Annotated in this window: 18 protein-coding genes; 9 read left to right on the forward strand and 9 right to left on the reverse strand. The window is 73.9% G+C overall.

The window, feature by feature from the left end; all coding sequences use genetic code 11:
* Positions 1-501: 501 nt before the first annotated feature.
* Complete coding sequence (locus tag AC5WS8_RS28150; RefSeq protein ID WP_496106293.1) at positions 502-1,608, reverse strand: baeRF2 domain-containing protein; 1,107 nt, start codon at positions 1,606-1,608, stop codon at positions 502-504.
* Between the two features lie 13 nt (positions 1,609-1,621).
* Here AC5WS8_RS28150 and AC5WS8_RS28155 point away from each other — a divergent pair, with 13 nt between their 5' ends.
* Positions 1,622-1,954 carry a DUF6158 family protein gene (locus AC5WS8_RS28155; protein WP_496106336.1) on the forward strand — a complete coding sequence of 111 codons (333 nt, stop codon included), beginning with the start codon at positions 1,622-1,624 and terminating at the stop codon, positions 1,952-1,954.
* A 186-nt stretch (positions 1,955-2,140) separates the two neighbouring features.
* On the opposite strand, the gene AC5WS8_RS28160 is transcribed toward AC5WS8_RS28155, so the two are convergent.
* The 5 genes from AC5WS8_RS28160 to AC5WS8_RS28180 form a co-directional block, all read right to left on the reverse strand.
* Positions 2,141-2,680, reverse strand: a complete 540-nt coding sequence (locus AC5WS8_RS28160) for a type 1 glutamine amidotransferase domain-containing protein (RefSeq protein ID WP_496106294.1) — start codon at positions 2,678-2,680, stop codon at positions 2,141-2,143.
* Between the two features lie 32 nt (positions 2,681-2,712).
* Positions 2,713-3,390 carry a diguanylate cyclase gene (locus AC5WS8_RS28165; protein WP_496106295.1) on the reverse strand — a complete coding sequence of 226 codons (678 nt, stop codon included), beginning with the start codon at positions 3,388-3,390 and terminating at the stop codon, positions 2,713-2,715.
* A 22-nt stretch (positions 3,391-3,412) separates the two neighbouring features.
* Entirely contained in the window at positions 3,413-3,853 is a 441-nt protein-coding gene (locus AC5WS8_RS28170) for a CBS domain-containing protein (RefSeq protein ID WP_496106296.1), read from the reverse strand.
* 109 nt (positions 3,854-3,962) lie between these two features.
* A complete protein-coding gene (locus AC5WS8_RS28175) occupies positions 3,963-4,334 on the reverse strand; it encodes a DUF2795 domain-containing protein (RefSeq protein ID WP_496106297.1) in 372 nt (123 codons plus the stop codon).
* Positions 4,335-4,455: 121 nt separating this feature from the next.
* Complete coding sequence (locus AC5WS8_RS28180; protein ID WP_496106298.1) at positions 4,456-6,255, reverse strand: thiamine pyrophosphate-requiring protein; 1,800 nt, start codon at positions 6,253-6,255, stop codon at positions 4,456-4,458.
* Between the two features lie 421 nt (positions 6,256-6,676).
* On the opposite strand from AC5WS8_RS28180, the gene AC5WS8_RS28185 reads away from it, so the two are divergent.
* On the forward strand, positions 6,677-7,471 hold the full coding sequence (locus AC5WS8_RS28185) for an RNA polymerase sigma factor SigF (RefSeq protein WP_496106299.1): 795 nt from the start codon (positions 6,677-6,679) through the stop codon (positions 7,469-7,471).
* On the opposite strand, the gene AC5WS8_RS28190 is transcribed toward AC5WS8_RS28185, so the two are convergent.
* Positions 7,468-8,577 carry a GAF domain-containing protein gene (locus AC5WS8_RS28190; protein ID WP_496106300.1) on the reverse strand — a complete coding sequence of 370 codons (1,110 nt, stop codon included), beginning with the start codon at positions 8,575-8,577 and terminating at the stop codon, positions 7,468-7,470. The two genes, AC5WS8_RS28185 and AC5WS8_RS28190, sit on opposite strands and share 4 nt — an antisense overlap.
* A gap of 142 nt (positions 8,578-8,719) precedes the next feature.
* Here AC5WS8_RS28190 and AC5WS8_RS28195 point away from each other — a divergent pair, with 142 nt between their 5' ends.
* The 4 genes from AC5WS8_RS28195 (at position 8,720) to AC5WS8_RS28210 (ending at position 13,289) form a co-directional block, all read left to right on the forward strand.
* Positions 8,720-9,466 (forward strand): ANTAR domain-containing response regulator, encoded by a 747-nt coding sequence (locus tag AC5WS8_RS28195; RefSeq protein ID WP_496106301.1) that lies wholly within the window; start codon positions 8,720-8,722, stop codon positions 9,464-9,466.
* Positions 9,467-9,592: 126 nt separating this feature from the next.
* A complete protein-coding gene (locus tag AC5WS8_RS28200) occupies positions 9,593-10,756 on the forward strand; it encodes a hypothetical protein (RefSeq protein WP_496106302.1) in 1,164 nt (387 codons plus the stop codon).
* 218 nt (positions 10,757-10,974) lie between these two features.
* Positions 10,975-12,219, forward strand: a complete 1,245-nt coding sequence (locus tag AC5WS8_RS28205) for an aminotransferase class I/II-fold pyridoxal phosphate-dependent enzyme (RefSeq protein WP_496106337.1) — start codon at positions 10,975-10,977, stop codon at positions 12,217-12,219.
* Positions 12,216-13,289 (forward strand): MBL fold metallo-hydrolase, encoded by a 1,074-nt coding sequence (locus AC5WS8_RS28210; RefSeq protein WP_496106303.1) that lies wholly within the window; start codon positions 12,216-12,218, stop codon positions 13,287-13,289. Before AC5WS8_RS28205 ends, AC5WS8_RS28210 begins: the two co-directional genes overlap by 4 nt.
* A 15-nt stretch (positions 13,290-13,304) precedes the next feature.
* On the opposite strand, the gene AC5WS8_RS28215 is transcribed toward AC5WS8_RS28210, so the two are convergent.
* Together AC5WS8_RS28215 and AC5WS8_RS28220 are read right to left on the reverse strand one after the other, a co-directional pair.
* On the reverse strand, positions 13,305-13,928 hold the full coding sequence (locus AC5WS8_RS28215) for a DedA family protein (RefSeq protein WP_496106304.1): 624 nt from the start codon (positions 13,926-13,928) through the stop codon (positions 13,305-13,307).
* Positions 13,928-14,701: an MBL fold metallo-hydrolase gene (locus tag AC5WS8_RS28220; RefSeq protein ID WP_496106305.1), complete on the reverse strand. Its 774-nt coding sequence runs from the start codon at positions 14,699-14,701 to the stop codon at positions 13,928-13,930. Before AC5WS8_RS28220 ends, AC5WS8_RS28215 begins: the two co-directional genes overlap by 1 nt.
* 85 nt (positions 14,702-14,786) lie before the next feature.
* Here AC5WS8_RS28220 and AC5WS8_RS28225 point away from each other — a divergent pair, with 85 nt between their 5' ends.
* From AC5WS8_RS28225 to AC5WS8_RS28235, 3 genes are all read left to right on the forward strand, one after another.
* On the forward strand, positions 14,787-15,239 hold the full coding sequence (locus AC5WS8_RS28225) for a hypothetical protein (RefSeq protein ID WP_496106306.1): 453 nt from the start codon (positions 14,787-14,789) through the stop codon (positions 15,237-15,239).
* Between the two features lie 85 nt (positions 15,240-15,324).
* On the forward strand, positions 15,325-17,406 hold the full coding sequence (locus tag AC5WS8_RS28230; RefSeq protein WP_496106307.1) for an alkaline phosphatase family protein: 2,082 nt from the start codon (positions 15,325-15,327) through the stop codon (positions 17,404-17,406).
* Between the two features lie 113 nt (positions 17,407-17,519).
* A complete protein-coding gene (locus AC5WS8_RS28235) occupies positions 17,520-17,945 on the forward strand; it encodes an OsmC family protein (protein ID WP_496106308.1) in 426 nt (141 codons plus the stop codon).
* The last annotated feature ends 65 nt before the right edge of the window (positions 17,946-18,010 follow it).

Genomic DNA, 18,010 nt, shown 5'->3' on the forward strand with positions numbered 1-18,010 from the left:
GGTTTTCGCCCCACTGCCCGACCCGTCCCCTGGAGGCCGCCGCCCCCGGCCCCCGAAACGGGGTCCGGTGGGCGGAGGCTCAGCGGGACGCGGTGGCGGGGCCCCGCGAAGGGGTGCAGGGGAGGCGGTCCCCGCCGGGTCGAAGGACGGAGCTCTCGGGGAGCTGCTGCTGAACCTCCGTCAGGCGGCCACGGTCGGCCATGAGCCGACTCCCGATGCCAGGCCGCCCGACCCGGCTGAAGAAGTTCGAGGAGCCCGGCCCGCCACCGGAGCCGCGCGCGGGCAGCACACCACCGTGCGGGCTCGAGGGCGTCCGCACGGGCATCCGTGCCGTCACCGTCAGGGAGTCGAACCCACCGGCTCACGGGACACGTTCGACGTCGAGGTCCGCTACGGCGAACGCGTCGCAGTCCTCGGCTCCAACGGCTCCACCGAGTCGCACTGTGCACCGGAGCCCCGGCAGGCGCGCACAGGCACACACGGGCGCGCGCCGACCGCCGCCTACGCCCAGCGCAGCAGCGCACCCACCCCGCCGACCGGCCCCTCCTGGCCCCTGGCGGCCGTCACCGAGACGGCGGCTGCTCCGGTCTCCACCACGGAACGCAGCAGAGCGTCGTCCGCGCGGGCCGGCCAGGCATGCTCCTCGCCCACCGCCTCGAGGTCGGTGCGGCGCACCGCGACCTGGTCCGGGCCCTCGCCGATCCACACCTCACGACGTGTGTCCGGACCCTCCGGATTGATCAGGAGTTCGTCGATACGGTGTTCGCGTGCCGCCTCGATCACCGCCGGCACGCCCTCGACGGCGCCGGAACGCCCCTCGTCGTCCGGGGCCCGGGCGGCCAGGAAGCGCTCCAGTTCCTGCTCGGCGCGGCGCTGCACATGCCCGGCGCGGATCTGCTCCACCTCCTCGTCCAGCAGCCGGCTGCCCGCACCGTGCGTCGTCTCGGCCACCTGGTCCTGGAGCCGGCGCGGCAGCCGCTCGTGCACGGAGTGCCTCTCGCGCTCCTCGCCGACGAGGACCACCAGGTCGGCGCCGGTCTCCTCCTGGCAGACGGCGAGCGCGTCCGCGATCTCCGCCGCGTTGTGCTCCCAGGTGTTCTCCACCCGCAGCTGGAAGTGGCGTACCGACCAGTCGCCGCTGCTCGTACGGTGCAGCGGATGCTGCTTCCCGGTCACCGACCCGGCCTGACGGCTGCCCAGGGCCCCGCGCAGCTCGAACTCGGCGCCCTTGCGGTCGATGTACGCCACCACGCACACCGGTTCCTCGTTCGCGAGCTCCAGCAACGGTGCGGTGTGCGGCAGCGTGGCCCACAGCGCGGAGGATCCCTGCGGCGGCGCGGCCAGCGGAGGATCGAGTACCACCTCGCCCGCATGGGCGAACAGGGCCCTGCCGTGCGGCTCGGGGGAGTGGGCCAGGTCCTCGACAGCGGACTGCACGGCCCGGCACGTCGGCTCGTCCGCACCCTGCTCGGCGAGGTCCCGGTACAGGGACTGAGCGGTCAGGGAGCGTTCGTGAGGCGTGGACTCGGTATGCCGGGAGGTGTCGACGTATACGGAGGCCCAGGGGCCGGGGTGTTCGTACAGTGGATGGAGAAAGGCGAGATCCATGGCTCCCTCCCGGATGCCGCTCGGGGTAGTGCTTTCGCCGGGCGGGTACCCGGACCGCACCGACGAACACGACGAGCGGGGTACCACGATGACCGGAGTCGACCCGGGCCGGCTGACCGACCAGCAGCTCATGAAGGAGCTGGAGACGATCCACCGCACGCGCCACGACACGCTGCTCTACGGCTCGAACGACGCGCTGCGCGCGCACAACGACCGGATGGCGCAACTGGAGGGCGAATACCTCCGCCGCAATCCGCGCCGCCTGACCACGGCCGGCCGCACCCGCGACGGCGCCAGGGAACGCGGCACCTGCGAAGAGACCCAGGAAGCCGAACCGACCCGCTGACCGGCCGCCCGTGCGAGAACCCGCCCAGCGACCCCCTTGGGCGCCGCGGGGCGGGTTCTCGCACGGTTTCTTCCGCCCGGTCGGGCGATGGTCATGTCCGCCCGGTCGGGCGACGGTCATGAGGGGTGTTTCCGACGGTCGTGTCAGACGGTCCACGCCCGTCGTCACCTGTCTGGTGGCACTCGTTCAGGCGCTGCCGCCGGCGAACTCCGTCACGATCGCCTCGTCGAACGCCTTCAGGTCGTCCGGCTTCCGGCTGGTGATCAGCACATTGCCGTCGCGGTCGATGTGCACCTGCTCGTCGACCCAGGTGCCGCCCGCATTGCGGACGTCCGTCTTGAGACTGGGCCACGACGTCAGGGTGCGGCCCCGGACGACACCGGCCTCGATCAGCGTCCACGGGCCGTGGCAGATCGCCGCGACCGGCCGCCCCCGGTCGAAGAACGCGCGGACGAAGGACACCGCCTGCTCGTCCGTCCGCAGGAAGTCGGGGTTGGCCACCCCGCCCGGCAGCACCAGCCCGTCGAAGGACTCGGCCGGCACCTCACCGACCACCGCCTCCACCGGGAAGGTGTCCGCCTTGTCCAGGTGGGTGAACGCCTGCACGTGTCCCGGCTTCGTCGACACCAGGACCGGCTGGTGGCCGGCGTCCTTCACCGCCTGCCACGGCTCGGTGAGTTCCACCTGCTCCACGCCCTCCGGCGCGGTCAGGAACGCGATACGCATGCTCTTCACAGTCCTTTCTCTGCCTGTGCCTGTCACACGGCCTGGTCCTGCGCCTGCCACACGGCCTCGTCGCCCGTCGCCGCCCACGCCTTGCCGTCGCGCGCCCGGCGCCGTCCGGCCCGGAGACAGCGCAGCAGCTCCTCGCCGTAGGGCAGGGCCACACAGGCGCCGATCGCCGCGGTGATGCCCATGACATAGCCCCGTGGTAGCGGTCGCTGTCGCCGTACCAGCCGCCAGGCGCGCGCATCGCCCCGGCCGCCCCGCAGCAGCGACCGCACCTGGTCGGAGTGCAGGCACCCGAGCGCCGTGAGCGCCGCGAACGGCAGCGACTCCAGGAAGCTGTGGATGTGCTGCTCCACCGGCTCGACCTCACGGCCGCTGTCCTCGGCGGTCCGCACGTCCCACAGCGCGGTCGCCTCGTGCACCGCGGTCCCGGCCAACTGCACGCACAGCAGCAGCGGGTTGACCTCGTAGCGCAGGGTGAGCGCGATGGGTACGCCCAGCTCGGTCATCATCAGCGCGTGGATCAACGACTCCTTCGTACCGGAGGTGTCCTCGATCCTGGTGCGCCGGTGCATCACCCAGTCGGCGAGGCCCGGCGCGAACCAGAACGGCAGCAGCCCGTACAGCAGGTACCGGGTCGTCGCGTCGCCGACGTCCACGGTCGCGCCGTAGGCGCTGACCCGGCCGGCCCTGCCCCGGCGGATCACGGGGTCACCCGACCGGCCGCGCTCATACCGGCACCCCGCCGCGCCCGCCTCCGGGTTCGGCCCGGCTGATGTCCGCGAGGGCCGATGCCGGGTCCTGCGCGACCGCCAGGTCGCCCAGGCTCACCACGCCGACCGGCCGACCGTCCTCGACGACCGGCAGCCGGCGGACGGCGTGCCCGCGCATCAGCTCCACGGCCGTGGACACCCGATCGCCGGGGCCGATCACCACCGGGTCGGCGGTGCACGCCGCCCGGGCGCTCACGGTCAGCGGGTCGGCGCCGTCCGCGACGGCCCGCAGCGCGATGTCACGGTCCGTGAGTACGCCGACGACGTGCCCGTCCTCGGCGACCAGAACGTCCCCGATGTCCTCGGCGCGCATCAGCTGCGCCGCCTCCACCAGGGTCGCGTCCGGGAGGACCGCCACGACGCCCGGCGTCATGACCTCCCTGACGAATTGGGCCATGGTCTGCTGTCCTTTCTGCTCTCCCCGGTCGGCGGGGGTGGGTGGGCGCGTCAGCGGGACCGACGCCCGCAGTACCCGCACGCCGGACGCCCATGCGCCGGCCCGCCCCTCAGCCGCCCACGATCGCCTCGGCCAGTTCCTGGGCGTTGGCGTAGCGCGCCGAGCGCGGCAACCGCTCCAGGGGCGCGACGAGCGCGTCCGGCGCGTGATGACGGCGCAGGGCGTCGATCAGCTCGGGCGGGCGGCCCGGGAACGCCGTACGCCCCAGGATCCGCGCCAGCTCGAAGCGCACGTCGGCCACGGACCGCGCGCCGCCCGGAATCACCGGACCGGCCCACACCGCCGGGTCGTCGTCGGCGGTCGGCTCGGGATCGTGCCACTCCTCGGTCCGCGTCGGGTGGCCGGAGCGCAGCAGCCCCTGGAGTTCGTGCTTCATCTCGTCGTCACGGTGGACGTTCAGCCGGTCGCTGCCTCGCTGCATGAGTCCCTCCATATGTCGCGTGGCCCCCGCGTGTACCCGAGGGGCGGCCATCGACACGGCCGTGCGGCAGGTGATGGTCCGCTTCCGGCCGTGTCCGGTCCCGATACGGCTCCTTACGTCCTTACGACTCCTTGTCGCCGCGTCCGGGCAGGAACTCCTGCACCTTCGCCTTCAGACCCTGGCGGATCATTCCGGTCCGGTCCGCGTCGCCCTTCAGGATCGAGGCCGCCGTGGCCTGCATCTGCTCCCAGCTGGCGTGCGGCGGGATCGGCGGCACCGCCGGGTCGGTCAGGAACTCCACGACCGCCGGGCCGTCGGCCTCCAGCCCCGCACGCCAGCCCGCCTCGACGTCCTCCGGCTTCTCCACCCGGATGCCGGTCAGGCCCAGGGAGCGGGCGAACGCGGCGTACTGCACGTCGGGGATCTCCTGCGACGGCAGGAAGGACGGGGCGCCCTCCATCGCGCGCATCTCCCACGTCACCTGGTTGAGGTCGTGGTTGTTCCACACGCCCACCACCAGCCGCGGATCCTCCCAGCGGTCCTGGTACTTCGCCGCCGTGATCATCTCCGCGAGGCCGTTCATCTGCATCGCGCCGTCACCGACCAGCGCGATCACCGGCCGGTCGGGATGGGCGAACTTCGCGCCGATCGCGTACGGGACCCCGCTGCCCATCGTCGCCAGCGTCCCGGACAGCGACCCCCGCATTCCGGGCCGCATCGTCAGGTGTCGCGCGTACCAGTTCGCCACCGAACCCGAGTCGGAGGTGACGATCGCGTTGTGCGGCAGCAGCGGGTCCAGGGCGCGGGCCACGTACTCGGGGTTGATCGGGTCCGCGGACAGCTCCGCCCGCCTCTGCATGACCTCGTGCCAGCGGGACACGTTCGCGCACACGGTCTCGAACCACTCGCGGCCGCGGTCCTTGTCCAGCAGCGGGATCAGACGCTGCAGGGTCGCCTTGGCGTCGCCGACGAGGTTCACCTCGTACGGGTAGCGCATACCGATCATGTGCGGGTCGATGTCGATCTGCACGGCCCGCGCCTTGCCGAAGTCCGGCATGAACTGCGTGTACGGGAAGGACGAGCCGATGGTGAGCAGGGTGTCGCAGTCGCGCATCAGCTCGTACGACGGGCGGGTGCCCAGCAGACCGATCGAGCCCGTGACGTACGGCAGCTCGTCGCTGAGCACGTCCTTGCCGAGCAGCGCCTTGGCCACGCCCGCGCCCAGCAGCTCGGCGATCTGCTGCACCTCGGTCACCGCGTCGGCCGCGCCCTGGCCGATCAGGACGGCCACCTTGTCGCCGGCGTTGAGGACCTCCGCGGCCTTCTCCAGGGACCCCTGCGAGGGAACCGCCGTCCACGCGCTGCGGCCGAGGCTCGAGGGGACCATCTTGAACTCGTGCGTCGGCGGCGAGTAGTCCAGCTCCTGCACGTCACCGGGGAGGATCAGCGCCGTGGGGGCACGGCGCGCGTACGCCGTGCGGATCGCCCGGTCGAGGACGTTCGGCAGCTGCTCGGGGACCATCACGGTCTCCACGAAGTCCGAGGCCACGTCCTTGAAGAGGGTGTGCAGGTCGACTTCCTGCTGGTAGGAGCCGCCCATCGCCGTGCGGTGGGTCTGGCCGACCAGCGCGAGCACGGGCACGTGGTCGAGCTTGGCGTCGTACAGGCCGTTGAGCAGGTGGATGGCGCCGGGTCCCGAGGTGGCCGCGCACACGCCGAGACGTCCGCTGAACTTGGCGTAGCCGACCGCCTCGAACGCGGCCATCTCCTCGTGCCGCGCCTGCAGGAAGCGGGGCCGGTCCTCGGCGCGGCCCCAGGCGGCGAGCAGGCCGTTGATGCCGTCGCCGGGGTAGCCGAAGACTTGCTCCACGCCCCACTCGCGCAAGCGCGCGAGGACGTGGTCGGCGACCTTGGTGGCCATCGGGAACCTCCCGTGGGAAGAGGGGGCGTACGGATCGCACCTGTCGAGTCACCCGGCCGGTGCGGGGAAAACCTGCCGCCGGAACGGGGCGGGGAGACACGGGAGGCGCGCCAGGCCTTCGGGCGCGGCGCTGCCGCCGGTCGCCGGGTGACCGGGTCCCGGCGGACCTGCGAAGCCGTCGAGAACCCGGGCGGGACGGCCCCCGGGCGGTGCGCCGAGGCGGACCGCAGGGGATTGGGAAGACCGGTGTTTGCGGTGCATGCGCCCGGGCAGGCGCGACTCAGTGCTTCGGACAGGAGGCACGTCCGTGGGAGCGGTGGATCACGCCACGGTGTGCCCTGTCGCACTTCCGCCTCCCCTCCCACGGTGACCGTCCACCCAAGGCACCAGCAAGGCACCAGCAAGGGAGTTGCGACGCACCATGCAGAACCGAGCTAGCGTGAAGCACCACCCCCACGACGACGCCCCCGACACCTCGGAGGCCTTCCGCAGGCTCGCCTCACTCCCCCCGGGCCCCCGGCGCGACGAGCTCCGCGACGAGATCGTCGAGGCCTGGCTGCCCATGGCCGAACGGCTCGCGGGCCGCTTCCGCAGCCGCGGGGAGAGCTTCGAGGACCTGCGGCAGGTGGCGTTCCTCGGCCTGATCAAGGCCGTGGACCGGTACGACCCCGAGCGCGGGCACGCCTTCGAGAGCTATGCCGTCCCCACCGTCACAGGAGAGATCAAGCGGCACTTCCGCGACCACATGTGGACCCTGCATGTGCCGCGCCGCGTCCAGGATCTGCGCAACCGCGTCCGCTTCGCGGTCCAGGACCTGTCGCAGACCGTCTCGGGCCGCAGGCCCACCGTCGCCGAGATCGCCGAGCACGCCAACATGAGCGAGGAGGACGTGCTGGCCGGCCTCGAGGCCCTGGAGAGCTTCACGGCGCTCTCCCTGGACGCCGAACTGCCCGGCAGCGAGGACGGGTACTCGCTCGGAGACTCGCTCGGCTCCCCCGACCCCGCGCTCGACACCGTCGTGGACCGCGAGGCCGTCAAGCCCCGCCTCAAGGCCCTCCCGGAGCGCGAACGCGCCATCCTGTACATGCGCTTCTTCGACGACATGACCCAGAGCAGCATCGCCGAGCAGCTCGGCATCTCCCAGATGCACGTCTCCCGCCTGATCAGCCGCTGCTGCTCCCGGTTGCGCGAGCAGGTGATGCGGGACGCCGTCTAACCGACGGGGCGCAGCGCCAGCGCGATGTGACGGGACATCATGTCCATCGCCTGTGCCTCCGCCATCGAGAACGCCGGCCGGGCCCCGCTGCGGAACAGCGTGAGCACCCCCCGCACGGTGTCCCCGTCGGTGAGCGGCACGCACAGCAGGGACGTCACGTTCGCACGGATCAGGACAGGGGCACCCGAGGCGTCCCGCCCGAACGCCTCCGGGTCCTCCGGCCGCAGGACCGAGGACCCGCCGCGCGCCGCCTCGACGACCAGGGGGCACCCGGCGGGGTCCTGCGCGGCCAGCGCGTCCACGTCCGCACCGGCCGGCCCCAGAACCGTCGTACGGCTCAGGCGCCCGCCCCCGGCGTCCGCCACCACCCAGTCCGCGAACCGGCCGTGCAGCACCCGGGCCGCCCGCTCCAGGGCGGCCCCGGTCGGCGCGGTGAGCAGGGCACTTGTCATCGCGTCCAGCAGGTCCATCAGCGCGACGTGCCGGGAGGCCTCGGTCAGGTCCGGGACACCGCCGGGCGGAGTGTGCTCGCCGACCGCAGGCCCCCGGGTGTCCGCGGGCTGCAGCACCACCATCACCGCCGTGCGCGGCTCCCCGCTCGGACGTACCGCGACCAGCGTGGCCCGCACCGGCACCGAGGGATGCTGCGGCAGCCGTACCGTCATGCTGCGGTCGCCCTCGCCGCGCGCGACCGCGGCCGTCTGGGAACGGAACGCGGCCCGGTGGGCGTGCGCCAGCAGCCCGGTCAGCGGGCGGCCCGTCGCATAGCCCGCGCGGGCCCCGGTGAAGGAGATGGCCGCGAAGTTCAGCCGCCGCACCACCGTCTCGCGGTCCACCAGCGCGACCGGCACCGGGAGCCGCTGGAAGAGGGTCTTGAGCAGCTGCTGTTCCTGGCGCTCGCCGGAGCCGGCCGCGGCGGCCCCGGTGCCCGTGGACAGCCGCTCGTACCACGGCCACAGCTGACCGGCGACATGGTCGAGTTCGAAGATCGCCGCGTCGAGCACCGAGGGGAGGTCGCCCCTGGGTATGGCGCGGGCCGCCTTGAGTTCCGCCACCCGGCGGACGAAATCCGCCAGCTCTTCACCGTATTCGTCCGTCTGCGCCATGCGATGAACCTAACCCGGACGCGCGGCTGCCCGAGAGCCGCAGGGGTGCCTGCCGAGGGTGCGCAGACGGAACCAGCCAGGTCGGCACGGTCGCCGTTTCCCACCGGAGTGTGCGGGCAGCCGCCCGAAGAGGAGGTGAGGAATGCCGGAGACCGCACAACTCGCGTACCACCCGGGGCGTTTCCGCCTGCCGGCCGAATCCCCGGAGTCCGCCCTCCCGGGACGCCGGCTGTCGGAACTCGTCGAACAGGCCGCGCGGTGCACCCCCGACTGCTGCGGCGCCAGCACCACGGTCGTCGAAGGCGGTGGCGAGGCCGGGACGGACCGGCCCGCCGCCGTCACCCACCCCGATCTCGTCCCGCTCGTCACGGCGCAGCTCCGCGGCGACGACGGGCCGATTCCCGTGGCCCTGGAGTCGGGGGAGCCGGTCCACGCCTGCGACCTGCTGCACGACGAGCGATGGCCGGAGTACCGGGCCCTCGCCCTGGACGCCGGCGTACGGTCCAGCGTCACGCTCGCCTTCCGCCGGTCCGGACTGGCGGTCACGCTCAGCCTGTACAGCTTCCGGCCCGGGACCCTGGAAGGCGCAGCGCACGGCCCCGCCCGGGTGCTCGGCGACCTCGCCGTGGGCTGCCTGGTGCGCGACCGCTCCTACCGTGCCGTCCTCACGGAACTCGACCAGCTCGGCGCCGCCCTGCGGTCCCGGCCCGTCGTCGACCAGGCGTGCGGCATCGTGATGCACGTCCTCGGGTGCGACGCCGAGACGGCCTTCCACGTCCTGCGCCGCGTCTCCCAGGGTGCCAACCGCAAACTCTCCGACGTCGCCGCCGTCGTCGTCGACAAGCGGGGCCGTGGCCTGGAGCGCGAGCTGGCCTCGCTGGCCGGCTGACGCGTCCGCCGCGCGGCCGGCCGTCACCCGTACGGTGGTGCCGGTCGCGCGAATGGGGCACGGCCGCGCGCGGGCCTCGGCCGGACGGGCTGTCATGGGAGGAACCCGGCCGAAGGAGCCCGCCCCATGCGCAGCAGTGTCCGCGTCCTGTCCGCCGCCGCTCTGACCGGTGCCGCCCTGGGGGCCGTCGCCCCGTCCGCGTCCGCCGACTCGTCCGCCGACGTCACCCCGCGCTCCGTCGCGCCCGGCGGCACGGTCACCGTGTCGGTGTCCTGCGAAGGGGGCGGCGCCGGTCTGCCGGACGCCATCGACGGCGCCTCTCAGGCCTTCGAGGGGGGCAGGGTCCGGCTGCACCGGGTCGACCGTGACGACGGCGACTGGACCGTACGCCGGGGCGGCGCCCGCTACAGCGGCACGGCCCGCATCCCGGCCGGCGGGAGCGTGGACGCCGTGGCCGGCATGGCCGGCCGCGAGGCGGAGTGGGGCGTCTTCGGACGGTGCCCCGGTGGCCCCGGCGGCCGGGAAAGACGGTGGACCGTCTCGTTCACCGTGTGCCGTGAGGGCCACGGTCACCACGGCGACGGGGACGACCCACCGGGCGGAAGACGGCACGAGGAGGGGCGGACGCAGCAGCAGGGGGAGGGCCGGTCAGAGCAGCAGGACGGCCACTCCAAGCAGGGAGAAGGCCAGTCCAAGCCGCAAGGTGATGACCAGAGCAGGCAGCAGGGTGACGGTCAGTCGCAGGGGTCCGGTAGGCAGCAGGGTTACGGACAGGGCAGGCAGGGTGACGGTCAGGGCAGGCGGGGTGACGGTCAGTCGCAGGGGTCGGGGCGGCAGCAGGGCGACGGCCAGTCGCAGGCGTCGGGGCGGCAGCAGGGTGACGGACAGGGCAGGCAGGGTGACGGTCAGTCGCAGGGGTCCGGCAGGCAGCAGGGTTACGGGCAGGGCAGGGAGGGTGACGGTCAGTCGCAGGGGTCCGGTAGGCAGCAGGGTTACGGGCAGGGCAGGCAGGGTGACGGGCAGGGCAGGGAGGGAGATGGTCAGTCGCAGGCGTCGGGGCGGCAGCACGGCGAAGGTCGGGACAAGCAGGCCCCCGGCAAGCGGCAGGACCAGGAGAAGCAGGGCGCGGCCCAGCCTCCGGTCGGCGCCCAGCACGGTGTGCACGCCGGTGAAGGCGGTGCCTTCGCCGGTTCCGTGCCCGCCCTGGTCGCCGGCGGCCTCCTGATCGCGGGCGCCCTCGGTGCCGCGGTCCACCGGGTCTGGGGGCGGGCGCGGTCCGGTCCCGTCTGAAGCCGCGCCCGCGGGCCGAGCGCCTGACCCTGTGATCCGGGCAACCCGGCCGCACGCCCATGACCGGCCCGGACCCGGGGTACTCAGAGCCCGAGGGCGTCTTCGACACCGTAGAGGAGCAGGAGTACGGCAGCGGGCGGCGGCCGCGGGTCGAGGGCGTGGAGCGAGCCGGGACACGGCGGACCGGCGACGGCACCAGGGACTGCGCGGAGGCACGCATGCGGCGGACGGATCCGGAAGGGCACGGCCCCGTCCGCTTCGGGCCGCCCCTCCCCGAGCAGGGGCTGCCGCTCCTGCCGGGCCTGTCCGCGGCGCTCGCCGAGGCCGCCGACCACGACGCCTCCGGCCCCTCCGGACCGCCTGCCCTCCTCGACGCCGCCAGCGGCTACTTCACGCGGCGCGGACTGCCCACCGAGCCCGACGACGTCGCCGCCGCCCCCGGCGCCCCCACGCTCTTCGTCGCCGTCACCGCCGCGCTCGGCGGCGACGTACTCGTGCCGCGCCCCTGCCCCGCGTGGTGGGTGCCCCAGGTACGGGCGCTCGGACGGTCCGTGTTCCATGTGCCGACGCCCATGGAGTGCGGCGGCGTTCCCGACCCGTACGCCCTCCTGGAGACCGTCCGCAGAATCCGCACCGAGGGTGGCGACCCCCGTCTGCTCGTGCTCGCCGTCGCCGACGACCCCACCGCCACCGTCGCCCCGCCCGAACTCGTGCACGAGACCGTCGAGGCCGCCGCCGGCGAGGGGCTGCACCTGGTCAGCGACGAGACCTGGCGCGACACCGTGCACCGGCCGCACGACACCGTGCTGCTCAGCCCCGCCGAGATGCTGCCGGACCGGGTCACCGTCGTCACCGACCTCGCCGGGCCGTTCCTGCCACCGGGCTGGCCCGCGGCCGTCGCCCGCTTCCCGGCCACCGCCGACGGTGCCGGACTGCGGGCCCGCGCCCTGGACGTGCTCACCGCGCTCGGCGCCCGGATCGCGGACCCGGTCGCCGCCGCGGCCGCGTACGCCCTGGACGAGCCCGCCGACGTCACCCAGCGCCTCACCGCCGGCACCGCGCTGCACGCGCGCGTGGCCGACGCCGTGCGCCGGGCCGTCGTCGCGGCGGGCGCCCTCGCCCTGCCCCCGCAGGCCGGGCGCCACCTCTACGCCGACCTGGAGCCGCTGCGCTCCGCGCTCGACGCGCGCGGCGTCGGCGACGCACAGGAACTCGAGGACCTCCTCACCGCCCGGCTCGGCATGCCCGCGCCCGGCGGCCACCGCTTCGGCGACGACCTCGCGGCGCTCCGCGTCCGTCTGTCCACCGGCCCCCTCCTGGGCGCGACCGCCGGGGAACGGGCGCAGTGCCTCACCTCACCGGAGCCGCTGGAACTGCCACACGTACAACGCGCGTTGACCCATGTGGGATCCGTCCTCGACGATCTCCGCGACGACGCTCAGCGATGGGAGCCTCCCCGATGACGCAGCAGCCCGAGTCGACCACGAGCACTGTTGCGGCACACCGGGACACCGGTGAGCCCACGCCCACTCCTGTGCTGAGCCGGGACCGCGCGCAGCTGGTCGCGCCGCTCGCAGCGCCCCGCCCCCTCGGCGAGCGCCGTATCTGGCCGCGCTCCTTCACGGACCGGCTGACCGCGCCCCTGCCCGGCCTGGGAGCGTTCGCCCGCTTCGCCCGCGAGGGCGCGGTGCGGCCCGGCCCGGAGGGCCTGAAGGACATTCCCCTGCTGCCCTATGAGCCGGGTCCGCTGCCGCGGGTCGATGCGCGCACGGTCGCCGTCTCCTGGGCCGGCCACGCCAGTTGGGTGGTGCGGATCGGCGGGCTGACGGTCCTCACCGACCCCGTCTGGTCCCGGCGCATCCTCGGCACACCCGCCCGGATCACGCCCGTCGGCATCGGCTGGGACGCCCTGCCGCACGTCGACGCGGTCGTCATCAGCCACAACCACTACGACCACCTCGACGCCCCGACCCTGCGCCGCCTCCCGCGCGACACGCCGCTGCTGGTACCGGCCGGGCTCGCCGCGTGGTTCCGCCGCCGGCGGTTCACCTGCGTGACCGAGCTGGACTGGTGGGAGGCCGCCGAGGTCAAGGGCGTCCGGTTCGACTTCGTGCCCGCCCACCACTGGTCCAAGCGCACCCTGACCGACACCTGCCGTTCGCTGTGGGGCGGCTGGGTGCTGACGGCGCCCGACGGACACCGGGTGTACTTCGCGGGCGACACCGGGTACGGGCACTGGTTCCAGCGGATCGGGCAACGCCATCCGGGGATCGACCTGGCCCTCATGCCGATCGGCGCCTACGACCCGCGCTGGTGGCTCAGCGACGTCCACTGCGATCCGGAGGAGGCGGTCCGGGCGACGCTCGACCTGGGCGCACGGCGGATGGCGCCGATGCACTGGGCCACGTTCGTGCTGTCGGCGGAACCGGTCCTCGAACCGCTGACCCGGGTGCGGGCGGCCTGGGCGAAGACCGGGCTGCCCCGCGAGGACCTGTGGGACCTGCCGGTGGGGGCGTCACGGGTGCTGGAGTGACCCGGAACCCGGGACTCACGAGGTGGCGGCCCTGCGCATCCGGCGCCACAGACCGGGTGCCGCGCTGATCACGACCGTCAGCACGACCGCCGCCACCACACCCTCCCACGGCTCCGGGAAGAGCGAGCCGCCCAGGATGCCGATCAGCTGGTACGTCACCGTCCAGGCGAGACAGGCCGGCGCGTCGCCACGGGCGAACTCCCGCAACGGCATACGGGCCAGCAGGCAGGCGAGCATCACCGGGACACGGCCCGCCGGGACCAGCCGGGAGAGGGTGAGCACCGCGGTCCCGTGCTCGTTCAGCTTCTCCTGGGCCTGGGTGAGCCGGTCCTCGGGTGCGCGGCCGCGGAGGTTCTCCAACCAGCGGGAACCGTTCTCGGACCGCATGCCGCGCCGCCCGAGCCAGTACAGTGCGATGTCCCCGAGGAAGGCCGCGAGCGCGGCGACGACGAAGACCATCGCCAGGGAGAGGGGCGCGGTCCGGTGGAAGGCCACGACCGCCGCGGAACTGACCAGCGCCCCTGTCGGCACCACCGGCACCAGCGCCCCGATCAGCACCAGCAGGAACAACGACGGGTAGCCGACGGCCTGCTGGGTGGACTCCGTGGGCACGAGGGTGGTCGTGGCGGCGAGATGCATCACCGGGCGGCCTCCAGGCGGGCGCTCTCACCGTGGGACAGCAGGTGCACCTCGACGTCCGGGGCGTACCGGGCGGCGAGGCGGGCGAACTCGGCGCCGGGTGCGTGGAATTCGTGGGGGCGCACGGCGTCCATTCCGATCGGCCAGTACGTGCCGTGGTGCACCGGCACCGCGCTGCGCGGCGTCAGCCGGGCCAGTGCCCGCGCCGCCCGCCCCGCGTCCAGGTGCCCCTCGCCGAGGTACGGCCCCCAGCCGCCGACCGGCAGGAGCGCCACGTCGACCGGCCCGACCTCCTCGGCCATCGACGGGAACAGAGCGGTGTCGCCGGCGAAGTACGTCCGCGCGACCCCCTCGACGACGAACCCGAGGGCGGGGGAGCGGTGCGGCCCGAGCGGCAGCCGGCGCCCGTCATGCCGTGCGGGCACCACCCGTACGACCAGGTCACCGACCCGCACCCGGTCCCCGGGCACCACCTCCGTGAGCCGCAGACGGCCCAGCCTGCGCAGCCCCGGCACCTGGGCCGCGGCGCCGCGCGGCACCAGCACCCGGGTGCCCGGGGCCAGCCGGGCCAGCGACGGCACATGCAGGTGGTCGGCGTGCAGATGCGACACCAGCGTCACGTCCGCGACCGCGGCCTGGGGCGGCGGCGGGGCACCGCGGCGCCGCCGCAGATGCGCGAGGCGGCGCGCGAACAGGGGGTCGGTGAGCACCCGTACGCCGGAGTCCTCGACCGTGCAGGTGGCGTGACCCCACCAGGTGACCTCCACCGGCACTCCGTTGCCTCCTTCGCGTGACTCCCCCCGAGCCTACGGGCAGGGGTAGGGTCTGCGGCGAAACCCTGAGGTGAGGGGGGAGCCCATGGGAGAGGCGCACGGCACCGCCGGCGCGCGCGACGCCTGCGACCGGCCGGGCACGGTCCGGGTCACGGCGATCGCCAGCCTGACGCCGCTCGAGGAACTGGACGCGGACCCCTTCCTCGTCGACTCCCGCAGCCAGCACGCGATGTGCGCGCGCTGGGCGGCGGAGCAGGGATACGTGGTGACGCGGGAACTCCTCGTCCGTGGCCTGCGCCCCGACCACCGCGCGCTGTGGACGGACGTGGAGGCGGGTCTGGTCGACCTGTTCGTCGCCCCCAGCCGCCGCGTCCTGGAGCGGGCCCTGACCTCGGTGGACGAGTTCACCGCGGAGTGCGCCCGGCGAGGCGTCCGCGTCGAGACGGTCGGCCGCGCGGAACCGTCGTACGACGCCCGGATGAAGGCCCGCGTCCACCGTCGCCTGTCGCTGCCGACGGCGGGTTACGACGGCCGCTGACCGGGGGGTCCGCGTGCTGTGACAAGGTGGGGCGGATCCGAGAGGGCCATGGGGCCGCAGGACCGTGACATGAGGTGAGCGGGGCGTGGGGCACGGGCGTTGGCGGAGGGTGCTCAGCGGTGCGGGGCGCAGCGTCGCCGTGTGGGCCGCCTCCACCGCCACCCTGCTCCTGCTCGCCGCCGTCCTGCCCGACTTCCGGCTGGAGTCCCCCGGGGGTGACAGCGCGACCCGTATAGCCGTCACGGCCGCCGCCGGTGCCGGGGTCTTCGGTCTGCTGTCCTCCCTGGTGTGGCCGCTGCTGGTGCGGCTCCTGCTGCTGGTCCCCGCCCTCGTCCTCGGCCTGCTCGTCTTCTTCCTCAACGGCTCCCTCCTGCTCGTCGCCCTCCGCGTCACCCCCTCCGGCGACGCGGAGGCCGCCCCCGAGACCGCTGTGGTGGTCGCCGCCGCGATGTCGGCCGTCGCCTCGGCCACCGGTGCCGCCCTCGCCGTACGGGACGACGACGCGTACCGCAGAAGGCTCCACCGGCTCGCCGACCGCAGCCGCGCCGACGGACGCTGCGGCCAGGTCACCCCCGGCACGGTCTTCGTCCAGCTCGACGGCCTCGGACACGACGTGCTGCGTGCGGCCGTCGGCAAGGGACTCATGCCGACCGTCGCCTCCTGGCTCGCCCCGCGCGACGGCCGCGGCCCGACCCACCGGCTCACCGCATGGCGCACCGACTGGTCCAGCCAGACCGGCGCCAGCCAGCTCGGCATCCTGCACGGCTCCAACCACGACGTCCCGGCCTTCCGCTGGTACGAGAAGGAGACCCGCGAGATCGTCGTGTGCAACCGTCCGACGAGCGCCGCGGAACTCCAGCGCCGCGCCGTCGAGCGGACCGGCGACGGCGGCCTGCTCACCGTCGACGGCGCGAGCCGCGGCAACCTGTTCAGCGGCGGCGCCGACCAGCTCGCCCTGGTCCTGTCCGTCTCCGCCCGGCGGGGCAGGGAGAACCGCTCCCGCGCCGGCTACTTCGCGTACTTCAGCGATCCCGCGAACGCGGTACGCACCGCCATGTCGTTCGCCGCCGAGGTCGCCCGCGAGATCGGCCAGTCCACCCGGGCCCGGTTGAGGCGACAGCGGCCGAGGGTCGGCCGCGGCGGTCTGTACCCCTTCGTCCGCGCCTTCGCCACCGTCGTCGAACGGGACGTGGTCGTCGCCGCGGTGATCGGCGACATGCTCGCCGGGCGCAGCGCGATCTACGCCGACCTGGTGGCCTACGACGAGGTGGCCCACCACTCGGGGCCGCACAGCCGTGACGCCGAGAAGGTCCTGCACCGGCTCGACCGGTCCCTCGCGCTGCTCGCCCAGGTCGCCGAGCACGCGCCGCGTCCGTACCGGATCGTCGTCCTGTCCGACCACGGGCAGAGCCCCGGCGAGACCTTCCGGACCCGGTACGGGCTCGGCCTCGCCGATCTGGTGCGCGCCGGCTGCGGTCTGAACGTGCCGCGCAAGGTCGGGCGCACCCACAGTGGGGCGGAGGCGCGCGCCGCCGTACGGGCCGCGCTGCGCAGGCCGGTCGAGGAGGACGGCGAGCACAAGCGGGCCTCCCGCCGCCACTCGGAGCCGATCGTGCTCGCCTCCGGCAATCTCGGCCTCGTCTCCTTCCCCGACGTGCCGCACCGGATGAGCAAGGAGGAGATCGACCGCCGCCACCCCGCGCTGCTGTCCACGCTCGCCGACCATCCCGGCATCGGGTTCGTCCTCGTCCGCAGCGAGGAGCACGGAGGGGTGGTGCTCGGCGCGTTCGGCGCCGAGATCCCGGTGGACCGCCTCGCCGACGAGACGGGTCCGCTCACGGGCTTCGGGGCGGGTGCCGCCGACGCCGTGCGGCGCACGCACTCCTTCCCGCACGCCGCCGACATCATGGTCAACTCCTGGTACGACCCGGTCGAGGGCGAAGTCCTGGCGTTCGAGGAGCAGATCGGCTCCCACGGCGGGCTCGGCGGCGCCCAGGGCCGGCCCTTCCTGCTGTGGCCGGTGGGACTGTCCGCCCCGGCGGAGGAGGGCGCCGAACTCGTCGGCGCCGAGCAGGTCCACCAGGTCTTCCGTCGCTGGCTGCGCGAGTGGGACGGCCCCCAAGTACCACTGCCCCTCTCCGAGGAGGAGGACGAACGCGCCGCCTGACGACGAACCGGAGGCCGACGCGGAGGGAAACCGGGTCCGCGGGGGCCGGGTGTGATCGGATGGGAGCGACGGAACCCCGGCAACGGGACCCCCATCGAAAAGAAGGAAGAACCGTGGCAACCACGCGCACCGCTCACACCGTCTGGGAAGGCAACCTGCTCGAGGGCAACGGCGTCGTCACCTTCGACTCCTCCGGCATCGGCCAGCAGCCGGTGTCGTGGCCGTCGCGGGCCGAGCAGGCGAACGGAAGGACCAGCCCCGAGGAGCTGATCGCCGCCGCCCACTCCAGCTGCTTCTCCATGGCGCTGTCGCACGGCCTGACCGGCGCCGGCACCCCGCCCACCAAGCTCGAGACGAAGGCCGACGTCACCTTCCAGCCGGGTGAGGGCATCACGGGCATCCACCTGACCGTCGAGGGCACCGTCCCCGGTATCGACAACGACGCGTTCGTCGCCGCCGCCGAGGACGCCAAGAAGAACTGCCCGGTCAGCCAGGCCCTGACCGGTACGACGATCACGCTGGACGCCAAGCTCGCCTGACCCTCGTGTTCGCGAAGGTGCCGCGCTTCCCGCCGAGGGGGCGCGGCACCGCCGTTTTCCGGGTA

Source organism: Streptomyces sp. PTL18 (assembly GCF_059510295.1).

Bases quoted from the DNA above. Each gene is read 5' to 3' on its own strand.
- AC5WS8_RS28200 (WP_496106302.1), top strand. From the start codon at position 9,593: ATGCGCAGCAGTGTCCGCGTCCTGTCCGCCGCCGCTCTGACCGGTGCC.
- AC5WS8_RS28160 (WP_496106294.1), bottom strand. From the start codon at position 2,680: ATGCGTATCGCGTTCCTGACCGCGCCGGAGGGCGTGGAGCAGGTGGAA.
- AC5WS8_RS28185 (WP_496106299.1), top strand. From the start codon at position 6,677: ATGCAGAACCGAGCTAGCGTGAAGCACCACCCCCACGACGACGCCCCC.
- AC5WS8_RS28205 (WP_496106337.1), top strand. From the start codon at position 10,975: ATGCGGCGGACGGATCCGGAAGGGCACGGCCCCGTCCGCTTCGGGCCG.
- AC5WS8_RS28155 (WP_496106336.1), top strand. From the start codon at position 1,622: ATGCCGCTCGGGGTAGTGCTTTCGCCGGGCGGGTACCCGGACCGCACC.
- AC5WS8_RS28150 (WP_496106293.1), bottom strand. From the start codon at position 1,608: ATGGATCTCGCCTTTCTCCATCCACTGTACGAACACCCCGGCCCCTGG.
- AC5WS8_RS28210 (WP_496106303.1), top strand. From the start codon at position 12,216: ATGACGCAGCAGCCCGAGTCGACCACGAGCACTGTTGCGGCACACCGG.
- AC5WS8_RS28225 (WP_496106306.1), top strand. From the start codon at position 14,787: ATGGGAGAGGCGCACGGCACCGCCGGCGCGCGCGACGCCTGCGACCGG.
- AC5WS8_RS28170 (WP_496106296.1), bottom strand. From the start codon at position 3,853: ATGGCCCAATTCGTCAGGGAGGTCATGACGCCGGGCGTCGTGGCGGTC.
- AC5WS8_RS28175 (WP_496106297.1), bottom strand. From the start codon at position 4,334: ATGCAGCGAGGCAGCGACCGGCTGAACGTCCACCGTGACGACGAGATG.
- AC5WS8_RS28195 (WP_496106301.1), top strand. From the start codon at position 8,720: ATGCCGGAGACCGCACAACTCGCGTACCACCCGGGGCGTTTCCGCCTG.
- AC5WS8_RS28215 (WP_496106304.1), bottom strand. From the start codon at position 13,928: ATGCATCTCGCCGCCACGACCACCCTCGTGCCCACGGAGTCCACCCAG.
- AC5WS8_RS28180 (WP_496106298.1), bottom strand. From the start codon at position 6,255: ATGGCCACCAAGGTCGCCGACCACGTCCTCGCGCGCTTGCGCGAGTGG.
- AC5WS8_RS28190 (WP_496106300.1), bottom strand. From the start codon at position 8,577: ATGGCGCAGACGGACGAATACGGTGAAGAGCTGGCGGATTTCGTCCGC.